This window comes from Nostoc sp., assembly GCF_036917315.1.
Lineage (GTDB): Bacteria > Cyanobacteriota > Cyanobacteriia > Cyanobacteriales > Nostocaceae > Nostoc.
The window spans coordinates 272,658-294,055 of record NZ_JBALDR010000029.1; the positions used below are offsets into that span (position 1 = coordinate 272,658).

General features: G+C 41.2%; 17 protein-coding genes. 6 read left to right on the top strand and 11 right to left on the bottom strand.

What is annotated here, in order from left to right; genetic code table 11:
- Positions 1-101: 101 nt before the first annotated feature.
- A complete protein-coding gene (gene alaS, locus V7K84_RS13735; RefSeq protein WP_334838774.1) occupies positions 102-2,894 on the bottom strand; it encodes an alanine--tRNA ligase in 2,793 nt (930 codons plus the stop codon).
- Between the two features lie 244 nt (positions 2,895-3,138).
- Here alaS and V7K84_RS13740 point away from each other — a divergent pair, with 244 nt between their 5' ends.
- From V7K84_RS13740 to V7K84_RS13750, 3 genes are all read left to right on the top strand, one after another.
- Positions 3,139-3,339 (top strand): heavy-metal-associated domain-containing protein, encoded by a 201-nt coding sequence (locus tag V7K84_RS13740; protein ID WP_181930747.1) that lies wholly within the window; start codon positions 3,139-3,141, stop codon positions 3,337-3,339.
- Positions 3,340-4,275: 936 nt separating this feature from the next.
- The gene (locus V7K84_RS13745) at positions 4,276-5,301 is read left to right on the top strand and encodes a GGDEF domain-containing protein (RefSeq protein ID WP_334838776.1); all 1,026 of its coding nucleotides are present in this window, start codon (positions 4,276-4,278) and stop codon (positions 5,299-5,301) included.
- 269 nt (positions 5,302-5,570) lie between these two features.
- Positions 5,571-7,862: a DEAD/DEAH box helicase family protein gene (locus tag V7K84_RS13750; RefSeq protein ID WP_334838777.1), complete on the top strand. Its 2,292-nt coding sequence runs from the start codon at positions 5,571-5,573 to the stop codon at positions 7,860-7,862.
- A 303-nt stretch (positions 7,863-8,165) separates the two neighbouring features.
- Here the strand turns inward: V7K84_RS13750 and V7K84_RS13755 are convergent, their stop codons facing one another.
- The gene (locus V7K84_RS13755; RefSeq protein ID WP_334838778.1) at positions 8,166-8,453 is read right to left on the bottom strand and encodes a ribbon-helix-helix domain-containing protein; all 288 of its coding nucleotides are present in this window, start codon (positions 8,451-8,453) and stop codon (positions 8,166-8,168) included.
- 79 nt (positions 8,454-8,532) lie between these two features.
- Between V7K84_RS13755 and V7K84_RS13760 the strand changes: the two genes are divergently transcribed.
- Complete coding sequence (locus V7K84_RS13760) at positions 8,533-8,727, top strand: hypothetical protein (RefSeq protein ID WP_334838779.1); 195 nt, start codon at positions 8,533-8,535, stop codon at positions 8,725-8,727.
- A gap of 82 nt (positions 8,728-8,809) precedes the next feature.
- On the opposite strand, the gene V7K84_RS13765 is transcribed toward V7K84_RS13760, so the two are convergent.
- Positions 8,810-9,547: a Ycf66 family protein gene (locus V7K84_RS13765; RefSeq protein WP_334838780.1), complete on the bottom strand. Its 738-nt coding sequence runs from the start codon at positions 9,545-9,547 to the stop codon at positions 8,810-8,812.
- 215 nt (positions 9,548-9,762) lie between these two features.
- Between V7K84_RS13765 and gndA the strand changes: the two genes are divergently transcribed.
- Positions 9,763-11,193: an NADP-dependent phosphogluconate dehydrogenase gene (gene gndA / locus V7K84_RS13770; RefSeq protein WP_334703356.1), complete on the top strand. Its 1,431-nt coding sequence runs from the start codon at positions 9,763-9,765 to the stop codon at positions 11,191-11,193.
- Between the two features lie 402 nt (positions 11,194-11,595).
- Here gndA and V7K84_RS13775 read toward each other — a convergent pair whose 3' ends face one another.
- The 3 genes from V7K84_RS13775 to cax all read right to left on the bottom strand — a co-directional run bounded on the left by V7K84_RS13775 (position 11,596) and on the right by cax (position 14,941).
- A complete protein-coding gene (locus V7K84_RS13775; RefSeq protein WP_334838782.1) occupies positions 11,596-12,426 on the bottom strand; it encodes a hypothetical protein in 831 nt (276 codons plus the stop codon).
- Between the two features lie 67 nt (positions 12,427-12,493).
- Positions 12,494-13,633, bottom strand: a complete 1,140-nt coding sequence (locus V7K84_RS13780; protein ID WP_334838784.1) for a protein kinase domain-containing protein — start codon at positions 13,631-13,633, stop codon at positions 12,494-12,496.
- 213 nt (positions 13,634-13,846) lie between these two features.
- The gene (gene cax, locus V7K84_RS13785; RefSeq protein WP_334838785.1) at positions 13,847-14,941 is read right to left on the bottom strand and encodes a calcium/proton exchanger; all 1,095 of its coding nucleotides are present in this window, start codon (positions 14,939-14,941) and stop codon (positions 13,847-13,849) included.
- A gap of 530 nt (positions 14,942-15,471) precedes the next feature.
- Here cax and V7K84_RS13790 point away from each other — a divergent pair.
- The gene (locus tag V7K84_RS13790) at positions 15,472-18,189 is read left to right on the top strand and encodes a DUF3536 domain-containing protein (RefSeq protein ID WP_334838786.1); all 2,718 of its coding nucleotides are present in this window, start codon (positions 15,472-15,474) and stop codon (positions 18,187-18,189) included.
- Here V7K84_RS13790 and V7K84_RS13795 read toward each other — a convergent pair.
- From V7K84_RS13795 to V7K84_RS13815, 5 genes are all read right to left on the bottom strand, one after another.
- Positions 18,177-18,437 carry a hypothetical protein gene (locus tag V7K84_RS13795; protein ID WP_334838788.1) on the bottom strand — a complete coding sequence of 87 codons (261 nt, stop codon included), beginning with the start codon at positions 18,435-18,437 and terminating at the stop codon, positions 18,177-18,179. The two genes, V7K84_RS13790 and V7K84_RS13795, sit on opposite strands and share 13 nt — an antisense overlap.
- A 164-nt stretch (positions 18,438-18,601) precedes the next feature.
- Positions 18,602-18,847, bottom strand: a complete 246-nt coding sequence (locus V7K84_RS13800; RefSeq protein ID WP_334838789.1) for a hypothetical protein — start codon at positions 18,845-18,847, stop codon at positions 18,602-18,604.
- Between the two features lie 38 nt (positions 18,848-18,885).
- Positions 18,886-19,131, bottom strand: a complete 246-nt coding sequence (locus V7K84_RS13805) for an HNH endonuclease (RefSeq protein ID WP_094352587.1) — start codon at positions 19,129-19,131, stop codon at positions 18,886-18,888.
- Between the two features lie 7 nt (positions 19,132-19,138).
- Entirely contained in the window at positions 19,139-20,236 is a 1,098-nt protein-coding gene (locus V7K84_RS13810) for a Gfo/Idh/MocA family protein (RefSeq protein WP_334838791.1), read from the bottom strand.
- A gap of 282 nt (positions 20,237-20,518) precedes the next feature.
- Positions 20,519-20,986: a DUF4870 domain-containing protein gene (locus tag V7K84_RS13815; RefSeq protein WP_334838793.1), complete on the bottom strand. Its 468-nt coding sequence runs from the start codon at positions 20,984-20,986 to the stop codon at positions 20,519-20,521.
- Between the last annotated feature and the right edge of the window lie 412 nt (positions 20,987-21,398).

Below are 21,398 nucleotides of genomic sequence, written 5' to 3' on the forward strand. Positions count from 1 at the left end.
CCATATTTAAAAACAGGGGCTTGTACCCATTGGGTGTGGGAGAGCGTTCTTTATCTACACCCCACACCCCATACCCCACACCCTTCTTGCTCAGGAAGAGATTAACCCAAAGCGGACTTTAATTCACTTTCCGCTTGTGCCAACGCATCTGGTAATTTACTTGCATCGCGTCCGCCGGCTTGAGCTAAGTTCGGTCTTCCACCGCCGCCGCCGCCGCAGATTTTAGCGATCGCACCTACAAATTTACCAGCTTGCAAACCTTTTTTGTTCACTTCTGAACTAAAAGCTGCAACTATACTCACTTTCCCTTCTTCTGGAACAGAACCCAGTACCACCGCACCGTTGCCGATTTTTTGCAACAAGCGTTCGGCTGCGGTTTTCAATGATTCAGGATCGACATCTTCTAATTGGGCGACAATAATTTTATGGTCGCCTACGCTTTCTGCTGTTTGTAGCAAGCTGTCAGATTTAGCGATCGCTAATTGTACCTTCAAGGTTTCTAATTCTTTCTGGCTATTTCTCAGTTCGCTTTGCAGACTTGTGATTCTGTCTGGTAATTCTTCAGGTTTCACTTTAAAGCGATCGCTCAAATCTTTAACTACTTTATCCCGCAGATTCAGATAATCTAGGATTGCTGGCCCCGAAACGGCTTCAATCCGCCGCACCCCAGAAGCTACGCCAGCTTCCGAGATAATCTTGAACACGCCAATTTCAGCAGTATTGCTGACATGGGTTCCACCGCAGAGTTCCATTGATACGCTGGGAAAGTCAATTACCCGCACTTCCTCACCGTATTTTTCCCCGAACATGGCAACAGCACCCCTAGCTTTCGCCTCTGCTAAAGGTAATACTTCCACCTTGGCAGCATGAGCCTCAGCTATCCAACTGTTCACCTGTTCTTCAACTTGCTGAACTTCCTCTGCTGTCAACGCGCGGGGACAGTTGAAGTCGAAGCGCAACCTGTCAAAGGAAACTAGAGAACCAGCTTGAGATATGCCCTCATCGACAATTTTTTTCAATGCTGCTTGCAATAGGTGCGTTGCGGTATGGTTAGCTTGGGCGCGGCGGCGACAAGCCGGATCGATTTGGGCGGTGACGCGATCGCCTACGCGCAGTGTACCGCGTTCGATGCGTCCGAAGTGAACAAAGAAATCAGATTCTTTTTTAACGTCTTCTACCCGAATTACGATACCATCACCGGAGATATAACCGCGATCGCCGATTTGTCCCCCAGATTCAGCATAAAATGGCGTTTTGTCAAGGACAATTTGCACTTCTGTCCCCGCTTCTGCTTCCTCTTGGCAAACACCTTCTACTAATATCGCTTCGACTTTTGCAGTTGCAGCAGGTTGGGTATAGCCGATAAATTCGGTGACTTTAATGTGTTCTGCTAGTTTGTCGAGGGAACCTTGTACAGTTAAATCGATGGTTTCATGTGCTGCTTTGGCACGTTCCACCTGCTTTTGCATTTCGATATTGAATCCCTCAACATCAACTTCTAGTCCCTGTTCTTCCGCAATCTCCTGCGTTAGTTCCAAGGGGAAGCCGTAAGTATCGTACAGGGTAAAAGCATCAATTCCAGAAATTTTTTGTTTTGGTGAACCAGAAATTTTTTGTTCTGGCAAACCAGAAATTTTTTGTTTTGGTGAACCAGAAACTTTTGGTTCTGGTAAACCGGAAATTTTTTGTTCTGGCAAACCGGAAACTTTTGGTTCTGGAGAAGAAGATGGACGATACTGCTCATCTTGTATTGAAGATGGACGATTTATAATTTCTTCTAAGAGTTTTTCGCCTCTATCCAGAGTTCTGAGGAAATTCGATTCTTCTCGTTGCAACTCAGCTTTAATTGCTGCTTCCCGTTGACGCACATTGGGGTAAGCTGATTCCGAAAGAGCGATCGCAGTTTCAGCAACTTGGGTAGTAAATTCGCCAGAAATCCCAATTAATCGCCCATGACGCACCACCCGCCGAATTAACCGCCGCAGCACATAACCCCGCCCCACATTGGAAGCGCGAATTTCATCAGCAATCATGTGGATAACAGCCCGAATATGATCGCCAATGACTTTTAGGGAAGTTTTGGTTTTTTCATCACTGCTGTGGTAATCAACACCAGCAATTTGCCCTGCTGTTTGGATAATTGGAAAAATCAAGTCAGTTTCGTAGTTATTGGGTACTTTTTGGAGAATTTGCGCCATTCTATCCAAACCCATGCCGGTGTCGATGTTCTTGTTTTGCAGTGGCGTTAAATTCCCGGAAGCATCCCGGTTATATTGCATGAACACGAGATTATAAAACTCGATAAACCGGGAATCGTCTTCTAAATCTATATTTTCGTCACCGCGTTCTGGGTGGAAGTCGTAATAAATTTCCGAACAAGGGCCACAAGGCCCAGTCGGGCCAGATACCCAAAAGTTATCATCTTCCCCCAAACGTTTAATTCTCGCTACCGGCACACCGATTTGATCGCGCCAAATGCCAAAGGCTTCATCATCATCTTCAAAAACGCTGACGACGAGATTTTGGGGGGAGAAGCCAAAGACTTGTGTAGAGATTTCCCAACCCCAAGCGATCGCTTGTTCTTTAAAATAATCACCAAAGCTGAAATTACCCAGCATCTCAAAAAAGGTGTGATGCCGTTTGGTGCGTCCGACATTTTCGATGTCGTTGGTACGGATACACTTTTGCGAAGTCGTAGCCCGCTTAAATTCTGGCGTGCGCTGCCCTAAGAATATTGGCTTAAATGGTAGCATCCCCGCGATCGTCAGCAGCACGGTTGGGTCTTCTGGCACGAGGGAGGCACTTGGGAGAATTTGGTGTTCCCGTTGAGCAAAGAAGTCGAGAAATATGTTGCGAATTTCGTTACCGCTTAGGTACTGGGGATTTGAAGACATAGGTGTTTTTAACTTTAGGCTTGGGCGCAGCGGCACTGGGTAAGTGTATTTTCATCAATAGCTTTATATATTCTTGCATTTTGTTTCATATTACTGCCAGCGAATTGTGCCAGTCGGTAAGCAAAATGCAGAGATTAGGACGCTTTTATACCGTTATCTAACTCTGGTTGGATGCATAATTGGGTTTCAATGGTTAAGATTAATCCTTAAGAAATAATTTAAATTTTCCATAGTGAGGTAACAAATGGCACTAAAACTGAAAGTATCAAATATTGCTTGTGAGGGATGTGCAAATACAATTACTGAGTCTATCCACGTTATGGAACCTGATGCCAAAGTGGATATTGATGTTAACGCTAAAACTGTCATAGTGGAATCCGCAGCTTCAGAGGAGTCAATTAAACAGGTGATTGTTGCTGCTGGTTACACTGTTGAAGGTTACTGAATCAGTTCTAACTTGTCACAGAAGTTTAGATTTTAATATCTCAGGCGACGCTAACAAAATTTTTTTTATTTTTTGTGTCCATCTACGGGCGGAACGTAACTAACTTCCCCACATTAGGGGCAGATTTTAACATCAAGTTTTTTATTTAGCTTTTTTTTCTGAATTTATTATGTTGCAGCAAACAAAAAAGATATGAATTAACTAAATAAACAAACAGTTATAAAGCGTAGGCAGAAATATTTTCTTTCTCCTGCCAAAACGTTGTTAACCAAAGTTTCATAACTCACTTAAATTATGAATCTTTCACCCTATAACTTTGCTCTGCAAATGTAGGGAATATTGATGAAAAAAAGCTACTAACCATAGTAGGAAGGAGTTTTGCTGTCTATTTGATTTGCATTATTTTTTGAAATTCCACTCCTACCTTGATACTCGATCAAAGCCTGATTTCCAAATAAAAAGGCTGAGGTTTTCTATGGGAAATAATATTTTTAATTCAACCATATAATTTGAGTTTTTGTAATTTGATGAAAAAACTTTATATTTTCTTTATTTTTCTACTTAAAAAGAAATTTAGCTGCCTAATCCGACGGTTATTACGAGCTATTTATTTGGGTAATTTCATCAGAAAAATAGCACTTAAGAAACTACAACAATCATTTTTATACATCTATATAATATTCAGTGTTTTTACTGTTTGAAAAACAAAGTGTAAAGAAGACATTAGTTGTCAGAAGCAGATATTTCAGAAAATGTAGTAGTAAATTTAAAGCCGTAAAAGGAGATTAAACTTGGAAAAATCGTGAAAATTTGGTGTTTTAAAAAATATATATCAAAAAATTAACTTAGCCTAGAGCATCATATTTAGTATTAGGCAAAAGCATTAAGTTACTCAATCTAATTCTTTAAAATTTAAATAGGATAAAAAAGAAAGCAATGAATATCTCTATTCTGATCTTTGGAAAAAATAATTTTATCGCCACACTTCCAGATCAGATCCGTTATGCAACTGCTTTTAGTATAGAAGTTATGGACAATTTAGATCGAGCAGTGTCGTGGGTTAAAACAACACCCCCCGATATAATCCTGGTGCAGGCTAGCCTGGATAGTAGTATGGAACTCTGCGGTTGGTTGAAAGATCAGACAAAACTATCGTGGATATACTGTATTCTCTTTGAGGATCGTTCCCAGCAGCTTACCGATCGAAATAAGGGTTGGCACAGGGAATTGGAGATGAGTGCTGCGGCCCTAAAGCAAGGAGCCGATGCATATATTTGGCATCTTATTGAAGAAAAAACAGACTATAGCTTGGCAGAGTTGACTGCCAATCATGGACTAATACTTGCTCAATTGACAGTTGGTTTGCGGAAAGCACAAAAATACCGAGATTTGATTCGGACAAATGATATGTTATCTGCGATCGCCTTAGCAGATTCGTTGACAGAATTAAATAATCGTCGGGCTTTAGAATGGGACTTACCCAGACAAATTCAAAGAGCCAGGACTCAAAAAACTTCCTTGAGTTTGATTATTCTGGATGTAGATCATTTTAAGAAAGTTAACGATACTCATGGGCATTTAGTAGGCGATCGCATTTTGCAAGTATTATGTCAGCGTTTGCGCCACAATCTGCGCTGTCAAGATACAGCATTCCGCTATGGTGGTGAAGAATTTGTAATACTTCTGGCTAACACTACCGATGAGGAAGCACTCCTAGTAGCCCGTCGTCTCAATCGTGTAGTCAGCGACGAACCATTTGCCCTTAACAATAAACTGACAATTAATATCACCATTAGCCTGGGTACAGCCTCTCTGCAAGCTGAGGATGATGAGAAAGGAGAGAGTCTGCTATATCGTGCCGATCAATGTCTGTTACAGGCTAAAAATTCTGGGCGTAATCGGGTGATTAACTCGAACTACTTATCTCATCATGGCTCACATTTGAAAGCTGTTTCTTCGTGAAAGTTAGGAACGTCTAATCAGACATTGAGTCATAAACGGCTCAAATTAACAATTTATTTGGATACTAATCTTACTTTCAAAGGTGCGATCGCTTAAATAAAAGTATTTATTCATACATTTAATTTTACATAAATATCTTTGTAACTAGTTAGACAGCACATAGGTTTGGGAATACTGAAAAACAGGCTAATGAATTGCTGCAATCCGTTGAGTTAGACCTAGTTCCAGCCTTTCCCCTAAAGCACAGTCTTTTTAGGATTTTAGATATTATGACAACTGTTCAAGTTACATACGCAGGTCTAATCAAAGTAACAAGGGGTGAGGCTCCCAAAGAGCTATACTCCCACCAGAACGAAGCAATCAAGGCGCTGAATAAAACTAATGAAGATGCCTTTGAAGGCTTGCTAGTCCTACCCACAGGTGGCGGAAAAACTTTAACAGCAGTTCACTGGCTACTACGTAATTTTATTAACAAAAACAAAAAGGTTCTGTGGATTGCTCATCGCCATGAATTACTTGACCAAGCACTTGAGACACTTCAACTTAGCGCTTATTCATCATTATTGAGCAATGTATCAGGATTTAGATACCGCATTATCTCAGGTCATCCTAAACACGATCGACCTGTAAACATTGAAAAGACCGACGACATCATCATTGCCAGTAAAGACAGTCTAAACAGTGGGCTTGATCATTTATTAAACAACTGGGTTTATGATTTGCAAGAAGTTCTTTTAGTTGTGGATGAAGCGCATCATGCAACAGCTAAGACTTATCGTAAGCTCATTAATGCTGTCAAGGATAATCTAAAGGAGCGAGGCCATGCTAACGGTTTTAAAATGCTAGGATTAACGGCTACTCCCTTCAGAACAGATGAGAGTGAGAAGAGTTTGCTAAAGTTAGTTTTTCCAAATGATATTATCTTTTCCGAACATCTGAGAAATTTAATCGCCAAGGGAATCCTTGCTGAACCGATTTTTGAAAACTTAAAAACGAACATAGAAATCAAGCAAAAATTGAATGAATTGAATGCAAGGCAAATCAAAAAAATCGAAGATTTTGACAGGCTGCCAAAGGACATTGCTGAGAAGATTGCTCAATCTAGTACGCGTAACAATCAAATTGTTGAGCATTATATTAACAATAGGGAAAAATACAAGCCACTTCTATTATTTGCAATTGATGTAGAACACGCAATAACTTTGAACGCACTGTTTAAGGCTAAAAAAGAAAAAGTTAATTCTGATTTTATTGTATCTTCAGTTAAAGATTTAAATACAGGTGCTACATTTTCTGCCAAGGAAAACTCAGAAAAAATCAAAAAATTCAGAGATGGAGAGCTTGAAGTATTGATAAATGTAGAAATGTTGACTGAGGGAACAGATTTACCTAAGCTAAAAACTGTTTTTCTCACACGACCAACCACTTCTACAATACTAATGACACAAATGATTGGTCGGGCTTTACGTGGGCAAAAAGCAGGCGGTACAGAAAACGCTTATGTGGTCAGTTTTATTGATAACTGGGAAAACAAAATTAACTGGGTGAACCCAGAAAAACTTCATTTTGAAGAAGATGCAGAATTTATTATAAAAGGAATTCCATCAAATAATAGAACTGCTCGGCTGATATCTATTGAGATGATCGAAGAATTCGCTCGTATCATGGATAACTCCATTGATACTAGTGGTTTAGAAAAACTAGACTTTTTGAAGAGGATTCCTATTGGAATTTATCATTTTTCCATTCTCGAACCATCCGAAGGATATGAGCCTAATCCTAGACCTTATGATGTATTGTTATATGACGATACAGAAGAAGCATACGATAATTTTGTTAACGATTTGAAGCTTCTATTCCAAAGTATTGATTTAGAAAATAGGGAAATATTGACCGAAGCAGAACTTGAAAAGCTTTGGCAAACTGCAAAGCAAATTTATTTTCCTGACTATGAAACTTTGCTTGGTTACAGAGATGAAGATGTAAAAAATATCTTACGTTTCTATGCTCAAAAGCAAATTCCACCAGCATTTCTAGCTTTTAGCGAGAGAAGAAAGTGTGATTTATCTATCGTAGCAAGACATATCTACGATAATTCGTTAGGTCGTAGAGCAGAGTCGGACTATATCAACTCAATTTGGAATGATGAAAACTCTTTTTGGCAAGTTATATTCAGCTACAACCAGTTATATTTCATGAAGCAATTGGACGATGAAATTAGGAAGATTACTAATCCAGATATATACGGTAATGTATCCATATCAATACCAACTGTAATTCCTGATACTGTACCAATAGAGAAATTAACTCTATATGAAATCAAAGAGCGAGATATTGTTGAATACAGAAAAATTAAAAATGCTGTATTCGCCAAGCAAACAGATGCAAAAGGATTTATAACTTGTGCGCTCAGTGGAGTTAAAACTCAGATGCGGAGAGATTTCCAAATTGATCACATTAAACCTATGTCTCAGAGTGGTTTAACTACCATCGATAATTTGCAATTGCTGACACGTAAAGCCCATGTAGAGAAAACCCGTAGAGAGAATATAAGACGATAGTATTTTAGAGAATGTCTCTATATCCGTAGGTAATCTGAATGTTTCTGGTTTGGCAGGTTTAAAATGTATGGTGTCACACAAAAGAGACTTATGACCTTAACCCTGCACTTGCCACCAGAATTAGAACAGTATCTTGCACAAGAAGCTAAACAGCAAGGGCTTTTTGTTGAAACATATACTTTGCAGATTTTGCAAGAATATATTCTGCCAAAAGAGAAACAGTCTAAATTGATAAATGTGCTTAAGTCTTGGATTGATGAAGGTGATGTTGATGAGCAGCGAAGAAACAGGACAGTACTTAATTCATGCTTTAAAGGATGTCTGAGAAATATCAAATTCACGCGCTTTGCGTAATTTTTCTGACAGTCGCGCCATCACCACTTCACCATCTATTACGTCTCCACGTTCAATAGAAGCAAGCCCAACAGCTATTTTTTTATAGGTTTCTTCTTCCCATTCCTGATAACCCTTCTCCCATTCTTCCAGCAGTTTCAATGCTTTAGCAATCACATCTTCAGCATTTTCATATCTACCTGTAGCAATTCGGGTTTGTATAAATTGCTCGTATTCCGCCTTAAGTTGGATCTTCATAATTGTTATTCCTAGTTAGCTAAGAGCATTCCCCAAACTATGCTCTAAAATTTATCTAAATTCATTAAAGCCTTAACTTATGCTTCTTACCGAACTCATACCGATAGTTAAAGAATTATCCCACACTGATAAACTCTTACTAATACATTTCCTGGCAGCCGAATTGTTGAAAGAATCAAGTTTAGTTCCATTGGATGCTGAGAACAAAGTAGCTCGTCTTGGCTTACATGATTCTTTTGAAGCTGCTGCTGTTTTAGCGAAGGCATTAACATAATAAAAAGCGGCAACACATGGTTGATAAAGTTAGAATAGTGAAACCCAACATTATATTAGGTTAACGTTGGGTTTCACAGTATTCAACTACCTTGATTAGGTGGTATTGCTTCCGGTGGCGTTTCTGCTGGGGGAGCGAGTACTGCATCCGGCGCAATTTCTTCTACAGAAATCGGTTGCTTATCTTCAATTTCAAAATCTGGTTGCGCTGCTTCCACCAATTCAGGAGATGGGGGATGTGGGGGAATCGCTTCCGGTACACTTTCGGTTTTTGCTTCGGTGTCGGTTGTAACTGTCTCCTCTGCTGGTGGTTCTGGTATGACAATAGTTTTGTCAATAATCTCAACAGCAGGTTTCTCTGACAGTACAGAGGTAATATCTTCAGGTTTGGGGGTTGTGGGTGTCTTTTTGCTCACAGTCTGCTGCACCTTGTCTTTTGCGCCACTGAAGGTGCTACCCAGACCTTTTTGCAACTGGCCCAGCCGTTCCTGAAGGGACAACTTATTCACCTGTTCTTGAATGCCAGTTTTTACCGTCTCAGCACTGGGTACTTGGGTTTGTTGTGCCTGTGGAGTCAATTGCCGACGTAATGATAGAGTTTGCCAGCCAAACCAGACCAAAAGAGCCACACTAGCCACATGACCGAGCAACAAACCTCCAGTAATGCGTGGTGCAAACACCCATAAGACTAAAGCGTAGAATAATCCTACGCCACTCCAGATAAAGTCATTCTTGCGGTGGATTTCTGGGAAAAAGAAAGCTGCTATGTAAATGGCTAAACTACCAAGACCCACTACCAAAGCTAGGACAAATGCCAGCATTATTTGGTTACTCCTTACTGCGTCCTTTAATTATTTCAATTTTGCAAATTTTGCCAGTCAATTGTTGATTTAGATACAATTTAAAATTAATTAGCCGTGTTAGTTGTGGATTTTTGTCATTTATTCAAGTCTTAAGGTCTTCTTTAGGGGAGAAGGGAAAATATCGGACTACCCTTAAAGTAAAAGGATCTGCAAGAGTTAGCCAGAAATTTTTTATGACACTACAAAGCTTTGGTGTGATTGGATTAGCCGTTATGGGTGAGAACATCGCTCTAAACGTAGAGCGCAATGGCTTCCCAATTGCAGTTTACAACCGCTCCCGAGAAAAAACGGATGCGTTTATGGCGCAGCGTGCGCCAGGACGGAACGTCAAAGCCGCCTTTACTCTAGAAGAATTCGTTGCCTTATTGGAACGTCCCCGCAAAATTCTAGTAATGGTGCAAGCTGGTAAGCCAGTGGATGCGGTAATTGCTCAACTCAAACCCTTGTTAGAGGAAGGCGATATCATTATCGACGGTGGCAACTCTTGGTTTGAAGATACGGAACGACGCACTCAGGAATTAGAACCCGCTGGGCTTCGGTATCTTGGTATGGGTGTCAGTGGCGGTGAAGAAGGAGCGCTAAATGGGCCTTCACTGATGCCTGGAGGTACAACAAGCTCTTACGAGTTTTTATCACCAATTTTCAACAAAATTGCTGCCCAAGTCGATGATGGCCCTTGTGTAACCTACATTGGCCCTGGTGGTTCTGGCCACTATGTCAAAATGGTACACAACGGCATTGAGTATGGCGATATGCAGCTAATTGCTGAAGCCTACGACTTGCTGAAAAATGTCGCTGGATTAGACCATAATCAGCTACATGAGGTGTTTGCTGAATGGAACACCACCGATGAACTCGATTCATTTTTGATTGAGATTACGAAGAATATCTTCCCATATCTTGACCCAGAAACAAATAAACCCCTGGTGGATTTGATTGTTGATGCAGCAGGTCAAAAGGGAACTGGACGCTGGACTGTGCAAACTGCATTGGAATTGGGAGTTGCTATTCCTACAATTACAGCAGCAGTTAATGCCCGGATTATATCTTCGATTAAAGAGGAGCGGGTTGCAGCATCTAAAGTCCTCACAGGCCCCAGTGGCAAGTATGACGGGCAAACCAAGGACTTTATCAACAAAGTCCGTGATGCTCTCTATTGTTCAAAAATCTGTTCTTATGCTCAAGGGATGGCGTTGCTATCCACAGCTTCAAAAACATATAACTGGAATTTGGATCTGGGCGAAATGGCGCGGATTTGGAAAGGTGGTTGTATTATTCGCGCTCGCTTTTTGAATAAGATTAAGAAGGCTTTTAGCGAAAATCCAGCTTTGCCTAACTTGCTGTTAGCTCCCGAATTTAAGCAGACAATTCTTGATAGACAGACAGCTTGGCGGGAAGTGATTGCGACAGCTGCAACAGTGGGAATTCCAGTACCCGCATTTAGCGCATCCTTGGATTATTTTGACAGCTATCGCCGCGATCGCTTGCCTCAAAACCTGACTCAAGCACAACGCGATTACTTCGGCGCACATACCTACCTGCGTCTCGACAAGCCTGGAAGCTTCCACACTGAATGGGTTCCTATTGCTGAAGCTAAGAAGTAAATTTTCACACATCTACACCAGGATATTGTGAAAACTTAAAAAGTTTCAGAATACAGTTTTAAGGGTGGCTCTGAGTTTCAGAGTCACTTTTTTTAAGGTAAGAATCGCTACTTAAGAGATACGCGCAAATGCAACTTTAGTCATCAGATTTTGTCCCTGACTTGTTCACAACAGTTTTGCTCCCAAGCTTCTATGGCGCTATTAATTACTTACCTGAAAGACAATAAAGCTTTTGCTGCTTGAGTTTACCTGATGGACAATTAATTAATAACAGACACGTTGAGAAAGTTCTTAAAGATGAGCATTAAATAAAAAATTTGGAGGCGTGTACTTGCCTTAAATGGAGGTTATAGCCGTGCCTAAGTATTTCTGGCTATTTGCAAACTAACAAGCACAGAAATCTTAATAACATGCTTCAATTTCGTACAGAGGGTCAAGCTGCCGATAATGTTCGGCAGGTTGGAAATACAGCAACCGTGCCCCATTTTTAGCAAGTTGCTGTTGCTGGGTGTAAGCTAGATAAAACAAATTATTCTTCCAGATATGCCAATAAGAGGGGGAACCCCCCAGCAGAGGCTCTAAAGCTTCATCTATTCGCCAAGAATGACCCTTGAGTAATTCTCCTATTTCTGACTGGGTATCAAATGTCTCCTCCTCGGTTCCTATCAACATATCTAATTCTGACAACCTTCTTTCTTTCTCCTGTTGTTGTTCAGGGGAAGGTGCTTTGACAACTGCCTGTATTTCCTCTGGCACATCTAGTAAGAAGAATTGTGAGTACCCATTTGCATTAATCTGTTCGTCATAAAACTGGTTTTCTTCTTCTTCTATACGGTCAACGCTACCAGAAATGAACGTCTGACCCATAGCATCTGCTTCCAGAAGGATACCATCGTGACCGTATGCGCCGAAGTGAAAAGCATTGCAACCAATTTGCATAGCTAGTTCTGATAGCCGAGGGCGAGCAGCATCCCTAGCTCGACGGCATAGTAGTTCATTCGGTTCGGTTTTCACTATAGTCCATCCCGGAGTGCTAACGAACAGTCCGACAATCCATAGGTTGGGTAATAGCAGCCAGGGAGTTTGGCGCAATTCATCATTTGATAAGGTTTGAGGTGGTTGGGAAATGCGACGGCAACCTTCAAGCTCAAAAATGCGAGTTATGGCCAGTTCGATAGAATCTAAATTATTTGACTCAATACAAGTAGTGTAATTTCGGAACTCGATAAACACTGCCAACTTCCTAATAGTTAAAATTATTGTAAATGCAAAATATAGCGTTTATTTGAGTAGATGAATTTCAAGGATTATTATTACCAAGATATTTGGCTTTTAATTCTTCTAATTCTTTATCTATTTCATTTTTACTAGAAGGCTGAGATGTAGGGGTTGGTGGTTGTATTTTATTTGGTTGAGGTTTATTACTACCCAAAAACTGGGTTTTCATTTGTTCTAATTCTAGATCGATTTGACTAGGAGATGGCGATACAAAAGCAGGTGGAGAATTGGGTTGCGATTGAGGAATAGGTTTTGGTGAAATCGCTGGCGTGGCTGCTACTTGTGACTGTTGATTTAAATCTTGGAGAACTTCATCTACTGTTTGATAACGCCGAATTGGAATACTTTCTAGCATTTTGTTGAGAATGCGGCTCAACTGATTACTAACAGGAGTTTTCAAGTATTGCTCCCAAACCCAAGTATCGTTGTTAGTATCATAAGAATCGAAGGGCGATCGCTTAGTTAATAAATTAATACAAGTCGCACCCAAACTGTAAATATCGCTGGCAAATACAGCCCTACCTCTCATTTGTTCAGGAGCAACATATTCTGGACTACCAATACTAGTACCAGTTTGATTTAAGGCAGCGCCAGTGGCAGATTTAGCAGCACCAAAATCTACTAAGACTAGTTTGCGATCGCTCTCGCGTAAAATAATATTTTCTGGCTTAATATCGCGGTGAATTACGTGTTTAGCGTGACAAAATTGCAATACTGATAATAAATCGTTTAATAGTTGCCAGATTTCTATTTCACTAAAAGCACCTCTATGTGCTAACTCCTGGGCTAAGTTTTGCCCGTCGATAAATTCTTGTACAAGATACTGCCGAGCTTCTTGGGTAAAATATGCCAGTAGTTCGGGAATTTGGGGATGTTTACCCAATTCATCTAACTGCACCGCTTCTTGGTTAAATAACTCTACGGCTTTTGCCAGAGTGTTAGTGCCTTGGGATTGGGGATAAAATTGCTTAATTACGCAGCGTGGTTTTGAGGGTTTATCCTCATCCACAGCTAAGAAAGTTTTGCCAAAACCCCCTTGTCCGATTGGTTTGATAGCACGATAACGTTCTTTGAGGAGTAACTTGGAACCGCAAGTCACGCAAAAATTGACATGATTGGGATTTTCAGGCTTAGGACAATGAGGGTTAAGGCAGTAGCTCATACAGGCGATCGCTCTTATATCTCTTTATTTTACTGGCGTTAAGGGTGGAGACTTTTGCGAATCCGTTAAAATATGAGCAATCTCTACGATGGGCTACGCCTATGCACTACTAACTACTACAGCGCGGCGGAAATCAAGCCACCATTTTAAACAAGCAAAAGCCTTGATATACAAAACTTTTGACTTTTAACTTTTGACTTCCGCCTTGCGGTACTACCCCATACCTTCCATCACTGGGTGGAAGTAGAAGGCGAACCCCAATACTGTATAGGCGGCTAATAACAAAGTGCCTTCCAGCCAATTGGACTTACCATCGGAACTAATACTGTTGGCAATCAACACTGACACAACCACAGCGACTAATTCAAAGGGTTTGAAATCCAAATCCATTGGTTTACCTAATATCCGCCCTGCTATCACCAACACGGGTGCAACAAATAGGGCAATCTGCATACTCGATCCCACAGCTACCGAAAGGGAAAGATCCATCTTATTTTTCATTGCCACGGTGACTGCTGTAGCGTGTTCAGCCGCATTACCGACGATGGGAACCAATATCACCCCTGTAAACAGCGCCGTCAAACCTAGCTGAGATGTGGCCACTTCTAGAGAATCTACTAGCATTTCTGACTCAATTGCCACTAGTAAGGTACATACTAGCAGCACACCAACCCACAACATCATATTTGGTTTTGCGTGAGGGGTTTCTTCTTGTTCTTCTGTCTCTGCTACACCTACATCATACAAATAGGAGTGGGTTTTCATCGAAAATAGCAGCGTTAGGGCATAAACCAAGATTAAGACTACGGCAACCGCAATAGAAAGATTTTGCAGTGTTTCTTCGTTAATTCCTTGAGAAGTATAATTCATTGCCGTTGGCATCAAAATGGCAATCACTGCCAAATTCATCGAAGCAGCATTCACCCGCGCCACAATTGGCTGAAATGTCTGTTCTTTGTAGCGCAGTCCTCCCAAAAGCATGGAAAAACCCATCACCAGTAGTAAGTTGCTAATAATCGATCCCGTGATACTAGCTTTGACTACATCTATTAACCCAGCGTTCAGGGCTACTAAGGCAATGATTAATTCTGTAGCATTGCCAAAGGTGGCATTTAACAAGCCCCCCAATGATGGTCCCACTACGACAGCAATTTCTTCTGTCGCTGTACCCATCCAAGCTGCTAAAGGCAAAATTGCTAATCCAGCTGTAATGAAAACTGTCAATTCTCCCCATTCCAGAAAGTGGGCTGCTACAGAAATCGGGATAAATAGTAGTAAAGCGAAAAGAATAATGTTTTTGGTTGACATTTGTTGTCTTAAGTTGAGGGTATCATTCACAGCGAGCAATCCTAAGTTTCAAATTTGGAGTGTTGAATTAACAATTATTTTCATTCAGCACTCCGATATGGTACTCTCAACCGCCTGTAGAACCATTCAGAGATTGTACTGTTTTCCATTCAACGCTGCGGATGTTGTGTAACGCAAAATTGCGATATAATCAGTTCTTGTAATCTTTTGTTGCAAAAGTATGAATTTGAGCCAAAATATTACATCAAAAATGGGGTTTAATATATTAAAAGACAATTAAATTTTTGATTGGCGCTTAAGAAGAGAAAACCCCTAACTAAGGCTTTGTTTAATGGCTAATTACTTTAAGCCTTCAGGGAAAGGGCTGTGCGATAACGCAGATTTCCCACTACAATAAAACAGCTTTGTCAAAATTTAGTTGGATATCATAGTTGTTATTTATACCGGATTTTGTGTTCAAACTATTGTAGAAAGGTTTACGCACAATGTTTTCGGTGCAACTGTAAGTTTTTTGTTTTGGATAAATATACATGACTTCTGCTGCTGAAATGCCAGCTAGCTCTGGCTCAACGTTAACATTACATTCAGATCCCAATAACACCAAAGAAACCGATCCCCTGAACAAGGCTAATGGTGTTTATGTGACGGTGCATGGTCATTTTTACCAGCCACCAAGGGAAAACCCTTATCTGGACGCAATTGAACGCCAACCGAGCGCTGCACCTTTCCATGATTGGAATGAGCGGATTCATTGGGAATGCTATCGTCCAAACGCCTTTGCCAGAGTCTTAAATGACCAAGGTGAAGTGGTGGGGATCGTTAATAATTACGAGTATTTCAGTTTTAATATTGGCCCAACGCTGATGTCGTGGCTAGAACGCTACGATGTGGAAGTTTATCAGCGGATTTTAGAGGCGGATGCCAAGAGTAGCGATCGCTTACATGGTCACGGCAATGCGATCGCGCAAGTATACAATCACATCATCATGCCTCTGGCGAATCAACGCGACAAATATACTCAAATTCGCTGGGGTAAAGAAGACTTCCGCTCCCGCTTTGGCCGCGATCCCGAAGGGATGTGGCTAGCAGAAACTGCTGTAGACTACGCAACCTTAGAAGCTCTTGTTGCTGAGGGTATTCGCTTCATTGTCCTGGCACCGTCTCAAGCACTGCGTTGCCGTCCCCTCCCCACTCCAGATCATCCCCATCCTGAATGGATCGAAGTCGGTGGTAGTCAGATTGATTCCACCCGTCCTTATCGTTGTTATTTGAAGCCCACACTAGACACTTCATCTTCACCTCTGAGTACAATCGCCACTAGCTTCAACGAGAGTACTAGAGAAGAATTACCCTACATTGATATCTTCTTCTACGATGGCCCGATATCGCGGGACATGGGTTTTAGTGATGTCGTTTATAATTCCAGTCACTTTGCCGGACGTATTGGTTCGGCGGTGCGTGGGGATCATCGTCTGGCACAGTTAATCTCGGTGGCGACGGATGGGGAAACCTTTGGACACCACAAAAAGGGAACAGAGAAAACTTTAGCCTACGCCTTTACCAAAGAATTTCCTCAACAAGGTTGGACGGTGACGAACTTCGCCCATTACCTGAGCTTAAATTCTCCCAGTTGGGAAGTGGAATTAAAGTCAGTCACAGCCTGGAGTTGCGCCCACGGTGTCGGCAGATGGGAGGATGACTGTGGTTGTGGTGGAGAAGGTGGTGTTTGGCATCAGAAATGGCGTCGTCCCCTACGGGATGCCCTAAATTGGCTGCGGGATCAGCTAACTGAGGTGTATGAAGAACATGGTAGACAGTTATTTCGCGATCCTTGGCTAGCGCGAGATGAATATATCCAAGTAATGCGCGATCGCTCTGCTAGCAATGTCAACCGTTTCCTCTCCCGTCATCAAACCCACAAACTAACAGCAGCAGAACAAGTAGACGCTCTGCGTCTATTAGAAATGCAGCGTCACGCGTTGTTAATGTTCACTAGTTGCGGTTGGTTTTTTGAAGAAATTTCCCGTCCAGAGGGGACGCAAATTCTGCGCTACGCTGCCCGTGCTTTAGAATTGGCAGGGGATGTGGCTGGCGTGCAGTTGGAAAAAGGCTTTGTCAAACGTCTTGGTATGGCCCCCAGTAATGTGGATCAGTTCAAACACGGTGCGGAAATTTATCGGCAACTCGTGTTAACTGCCCAACTTGGCTTTAAGCAAGTGGCAGCCCATTACGCCATTACTTCCCTGTTTACCAATCAGAAACCAGCAGAGACACACAATTCCCTACCGAGAAAAGATGCTGCTGACAAACAGTCTGGGCGTTACCACAAAAAGGTTTATTGCTATGCTGCCAATGAGCTAGATTACCAAATGCAACGGATGGGATCGCTAACTCTGGCTATAGGAAATTTAAAGCTGGTATCAGAAATTACTTGGGAAAGTGAGCATTTGGTCTTTGCAGTTTTGCATTTGGGAGGCTGGGATTTCCACTGCGGCATTCAACAATTTACCGGGCGGCGTAACTACAGCCAATTAAAAGAAAAGTTGTTTGGGGCGCTAAAACAAGCTAGTGCGGCTCATACGATCTTGGCGATGACACAGCTATTTGGAGAAGAAGCTTTCAGCTTGCAAAATCTATTTGCTGAAGAACGCCACCGGATTATGGGGCTGCTGAGTCAAGAAACACTGACACGTTTAGGACAGTTGTATACCCAAGCCTACCGCGATAATTATGGTGTGCTGATGGCGTTTCATCGTGATGAAATCGCAGTACCCCAAGAATTGCAGGTGGCAGCAGATATTGCTTTAGGGCATCGCTGTCTGATGACATTGCGATCGCTTGAACAAGAGATTGCCGATCCCCAAAAGAGTTGGAATCACATCTTAGAATTAGAGGCGATCGCGACTGAAGCAAAACATCTGCGTTGTCGGCTGAATATTCCCGACGGTAAGCAGATGTTAGAACAATTAATTGCGCGATCGCTCTGGCAATTGTTGCACGATGCCAATGGTAGTTTTAATGCAGATATCCAACTATTGGAGCGATTGATTGATGTCGGGGATCAACTAAATATTGACATTTCCCTACAGCGATCGCAGGAACTATATTTTAGTTGTCTGCAAAGTCAGATAGCACCGGTGTGTATTACTAGCGTTGGGAATGAAGGAGATAATCAGTGTCTTCAGTTGCTCAAGTTAGGTAAAAAGTTAGCTGTTGATGTTAGCTCAATCTCCAATCAGTTGGGATAGATGTAGTAGCGCACAGCAGTACCATTGCCCGGATTTCTCACGCATAGTGTAGGCTTCAGGGGAAGAGGAGTGTGGGGAGTGTGGGGGGTAAGACTTCTTCTCCATCCTCCCACACCTCCCACACCTCCCACACCTCCCACACCTCCCACACCCTTTGGATTTCTCTCTTGTGAGAAATCCAGGTTTACTCTCCCCTCCTCGCAAGCGGGGAGGGGTTGGGGGTGGGGTGTAATGACTGTGGTTAGCATAACTAATTTATGCGGACATGATATCACACAAAGAAAAGGGGATAATTATCCCCTTTGCTTTTGGCAGTCAATTTCAAGTTTGTGAAGTACACAACGATTCGTCTCAAGTCCAGGTAATGCACCCTGTTTTATTACTGAATTCTGAATTATGCTGTAACTTTCTTTTACCTAACGTGGGAGCGATCGCAATGGTAGGGATAAAGCCACTCACACTTAAAGAGTCCACGGGTATGTTTTTCAAAAAATGTTCCTGCATGGCGTCCAGGTGATATATCGATCCCAGCTTTAGTTTTAATCTCATATAACCAGGGAAAGGCTACTACTAACATAGCTGTGATAGCGAAGAGGTAGATAATTGTAGTTTTAATGTTGAGAAATCTTCGGGAATTGCTATTGTGATTTTGAGACATAGAAATGAGGAGAAACTAATAGCTCATCCCATCGTAACCTAAAGCTGAAAATATCGCCGAAAACGCGGATCGATATTATCTGTTTTCTGCTGATTACAGGTAAAACAGAGAGTTTGGAGATTACTGATATCATTTTGACCCCCACGAGCGAGGGGAATGATATGATCGATACTGAGGTTAGTTTCTACATTAGTTTTACCGCAACTTCGGCATTGATATTGGTCGCGTTGAAAAACATATTTTTTGACTTCCGGTGGGATACGAATGCGGGGAGTTTTGCTCATTTGTTTTCTAGTTACTCAGAAATTCTTCCAAACTGGGTACATCTAACCAACTTGATTTTTGATGCGATTCATGAGATAAATCCATCAACAACTGAGAATAAATTCCTTCGCGTAGTGATGGTGTAATTTCTTGATTGCGGTCAATTCCTTGCACCCATTGGTCTACTACGCGGATAAATGCCGAAATGCGGCCATCAGCATAATTTTTGGGAAAAATTAACCGATTCGGTATTTCTATTTCTGTTAGAGGTTTACCTGGCTGGGAACCCCAAACACGAAAACCATGTATATAATCTTTTTGATTTTCACTGCCCACTATTAATGTACCGCGATCGCCATATACTTCTACCCAATGCGTTCTTGCTGCATGAACAACCGCACTGATACAAAGTTGGCAAGGTGTACCATTAGCTAATTCCAGCGTTAATATACAATTGTCATCTGTATTCACTGCCTTAGATTCCCCGCTAATCGGGTCAATTCGTGTAGGAATAGCAGTAGTTAAATGAGCGTTTAATCTACGCACTGGCCCAAATAACCAGTGAATATAATCGAAGGCGTGAGAACCCAAAGATCCCAATGCACCGCCTCCTTTCTCTTTATCAGAATACCAATTCCAAGGGCGTGAAACATCAGCACGAGAAGAACCTAACCAATCAATTTTAATTAAGCGTAACTCACCCACATAGTTTTCTGACAATAACTCTGCAAACAATTGCCATGCTGGTACAAAGCGAAATTCAAAGTCTACAGTTGCAATAACGCTTTTTGCTTTAGCTAATTGATAAAGTTCTTTCGCTTCAAGTGCATTTAAAGTTGTCGGTTTTTCTAGTAATAAATGTTTTCCAGCTTGCAATACGGTTTTTGCCATTTCATAGTGCAAAAATGGCGGTGTCGAAATGCTGACTGCTTGCACTTCTGGTAATGCCACAATATCTGTCAGAGAGTCGGAAGCGTGAGGGATATTATGGGATTGTGCTATAGCTTTGGCTTTATTTATATCTCGATGATAAACAGCAACTACCTCAGTGCGAGGATGTGCTTGTAATCCGGGTATGTGGACTTTTTGACCAAATCCAGTGCCTGCGATCGCAACTCCAATCATATAATTTTTATTCCCCTATTTATGTAACTTATTATTTACTGAATATCCTTTGATAATTCATATCTAATGTGTAGTTATAACAAACTTTGTAGACAATCTTTTTCCTCCTGCTTGGCGGTTGCTATAGCAATCCTATTTGAGTTGTGAAAACTATCGAACCGCCAAGTCGCCAAGAGCGCCAAGAAAAGAAACAGAGGATTTCACAAATGATTTAGGATTGCTATATTGAGTTGATAACATCTAGCGATCGCTCTTTTGAATCTAGTATACTATCAGATAGGATTATCGTAAAACTCTAATTGTAAAGGGGTAACGATAATGCTCGCCATTGTAAGCTTTAACAGCAGCAAAAGTCACTAAAAAAGATTGTAGTAGTAGTTTGAAGAAAATTAATGAACTAAGTATAATCAATAAGCTGTCTAAAGTATTTTTCAGGTCATTGATTGAACCATTATTAGTCATTGCTAAACTAAAGCTAATTAATATTAAAATCAAGGATGTAGTTATCGCAATAAAAGTGTAAAAAGTTAAAGAAATTTGAAAATTTAATGATTCCTTCCCTTGAAAATCAATCCAGGGATATTGAGATTTTTTAAAGCGCCAAATTATCAGTGGAGGCAAAACATTTAAAGGTAAATATAAAGGAATGCCAAGAAATACCAAAAAACACAATAATATCCACCCTAACAAAGCCGAGAGATGACACAACATTGCCCATATACGCATTTGTTGTTTAGTTTTTTCTTTCATGGCTTTTTATTTGTAAGTGGATTTAGCTAATAATTCCCCAATATAATTATCTATAAAAAAGCCAAACCAGAGTTAAAATCTGAGTATTTCTCGGTCATAATTGATAAAAAGAGGTTTTATTTGCCAGGTTATGTTTTCTCTTGGTAAGTAGGTGGGTGGAATCAAACGTAGTAACCCATGCGGATGTTGGGTTTCGTGCCTCAACCCAACCTACATAAATCTTATATTAAGTTATATCAGCTAACAGTAGTACATGGATTGACTGTTGTAATTACCGATACTTTTAGCTTGCTTTTTCTGTCTGATGTATGCGTTGCTGTAGGCATCTCTGCCATCAACTAATCACAATTTGGGTTGATGGCGGCTATCGAGGCAAGAATTTTCAACATTGGGTGATGAATGTATACCGATA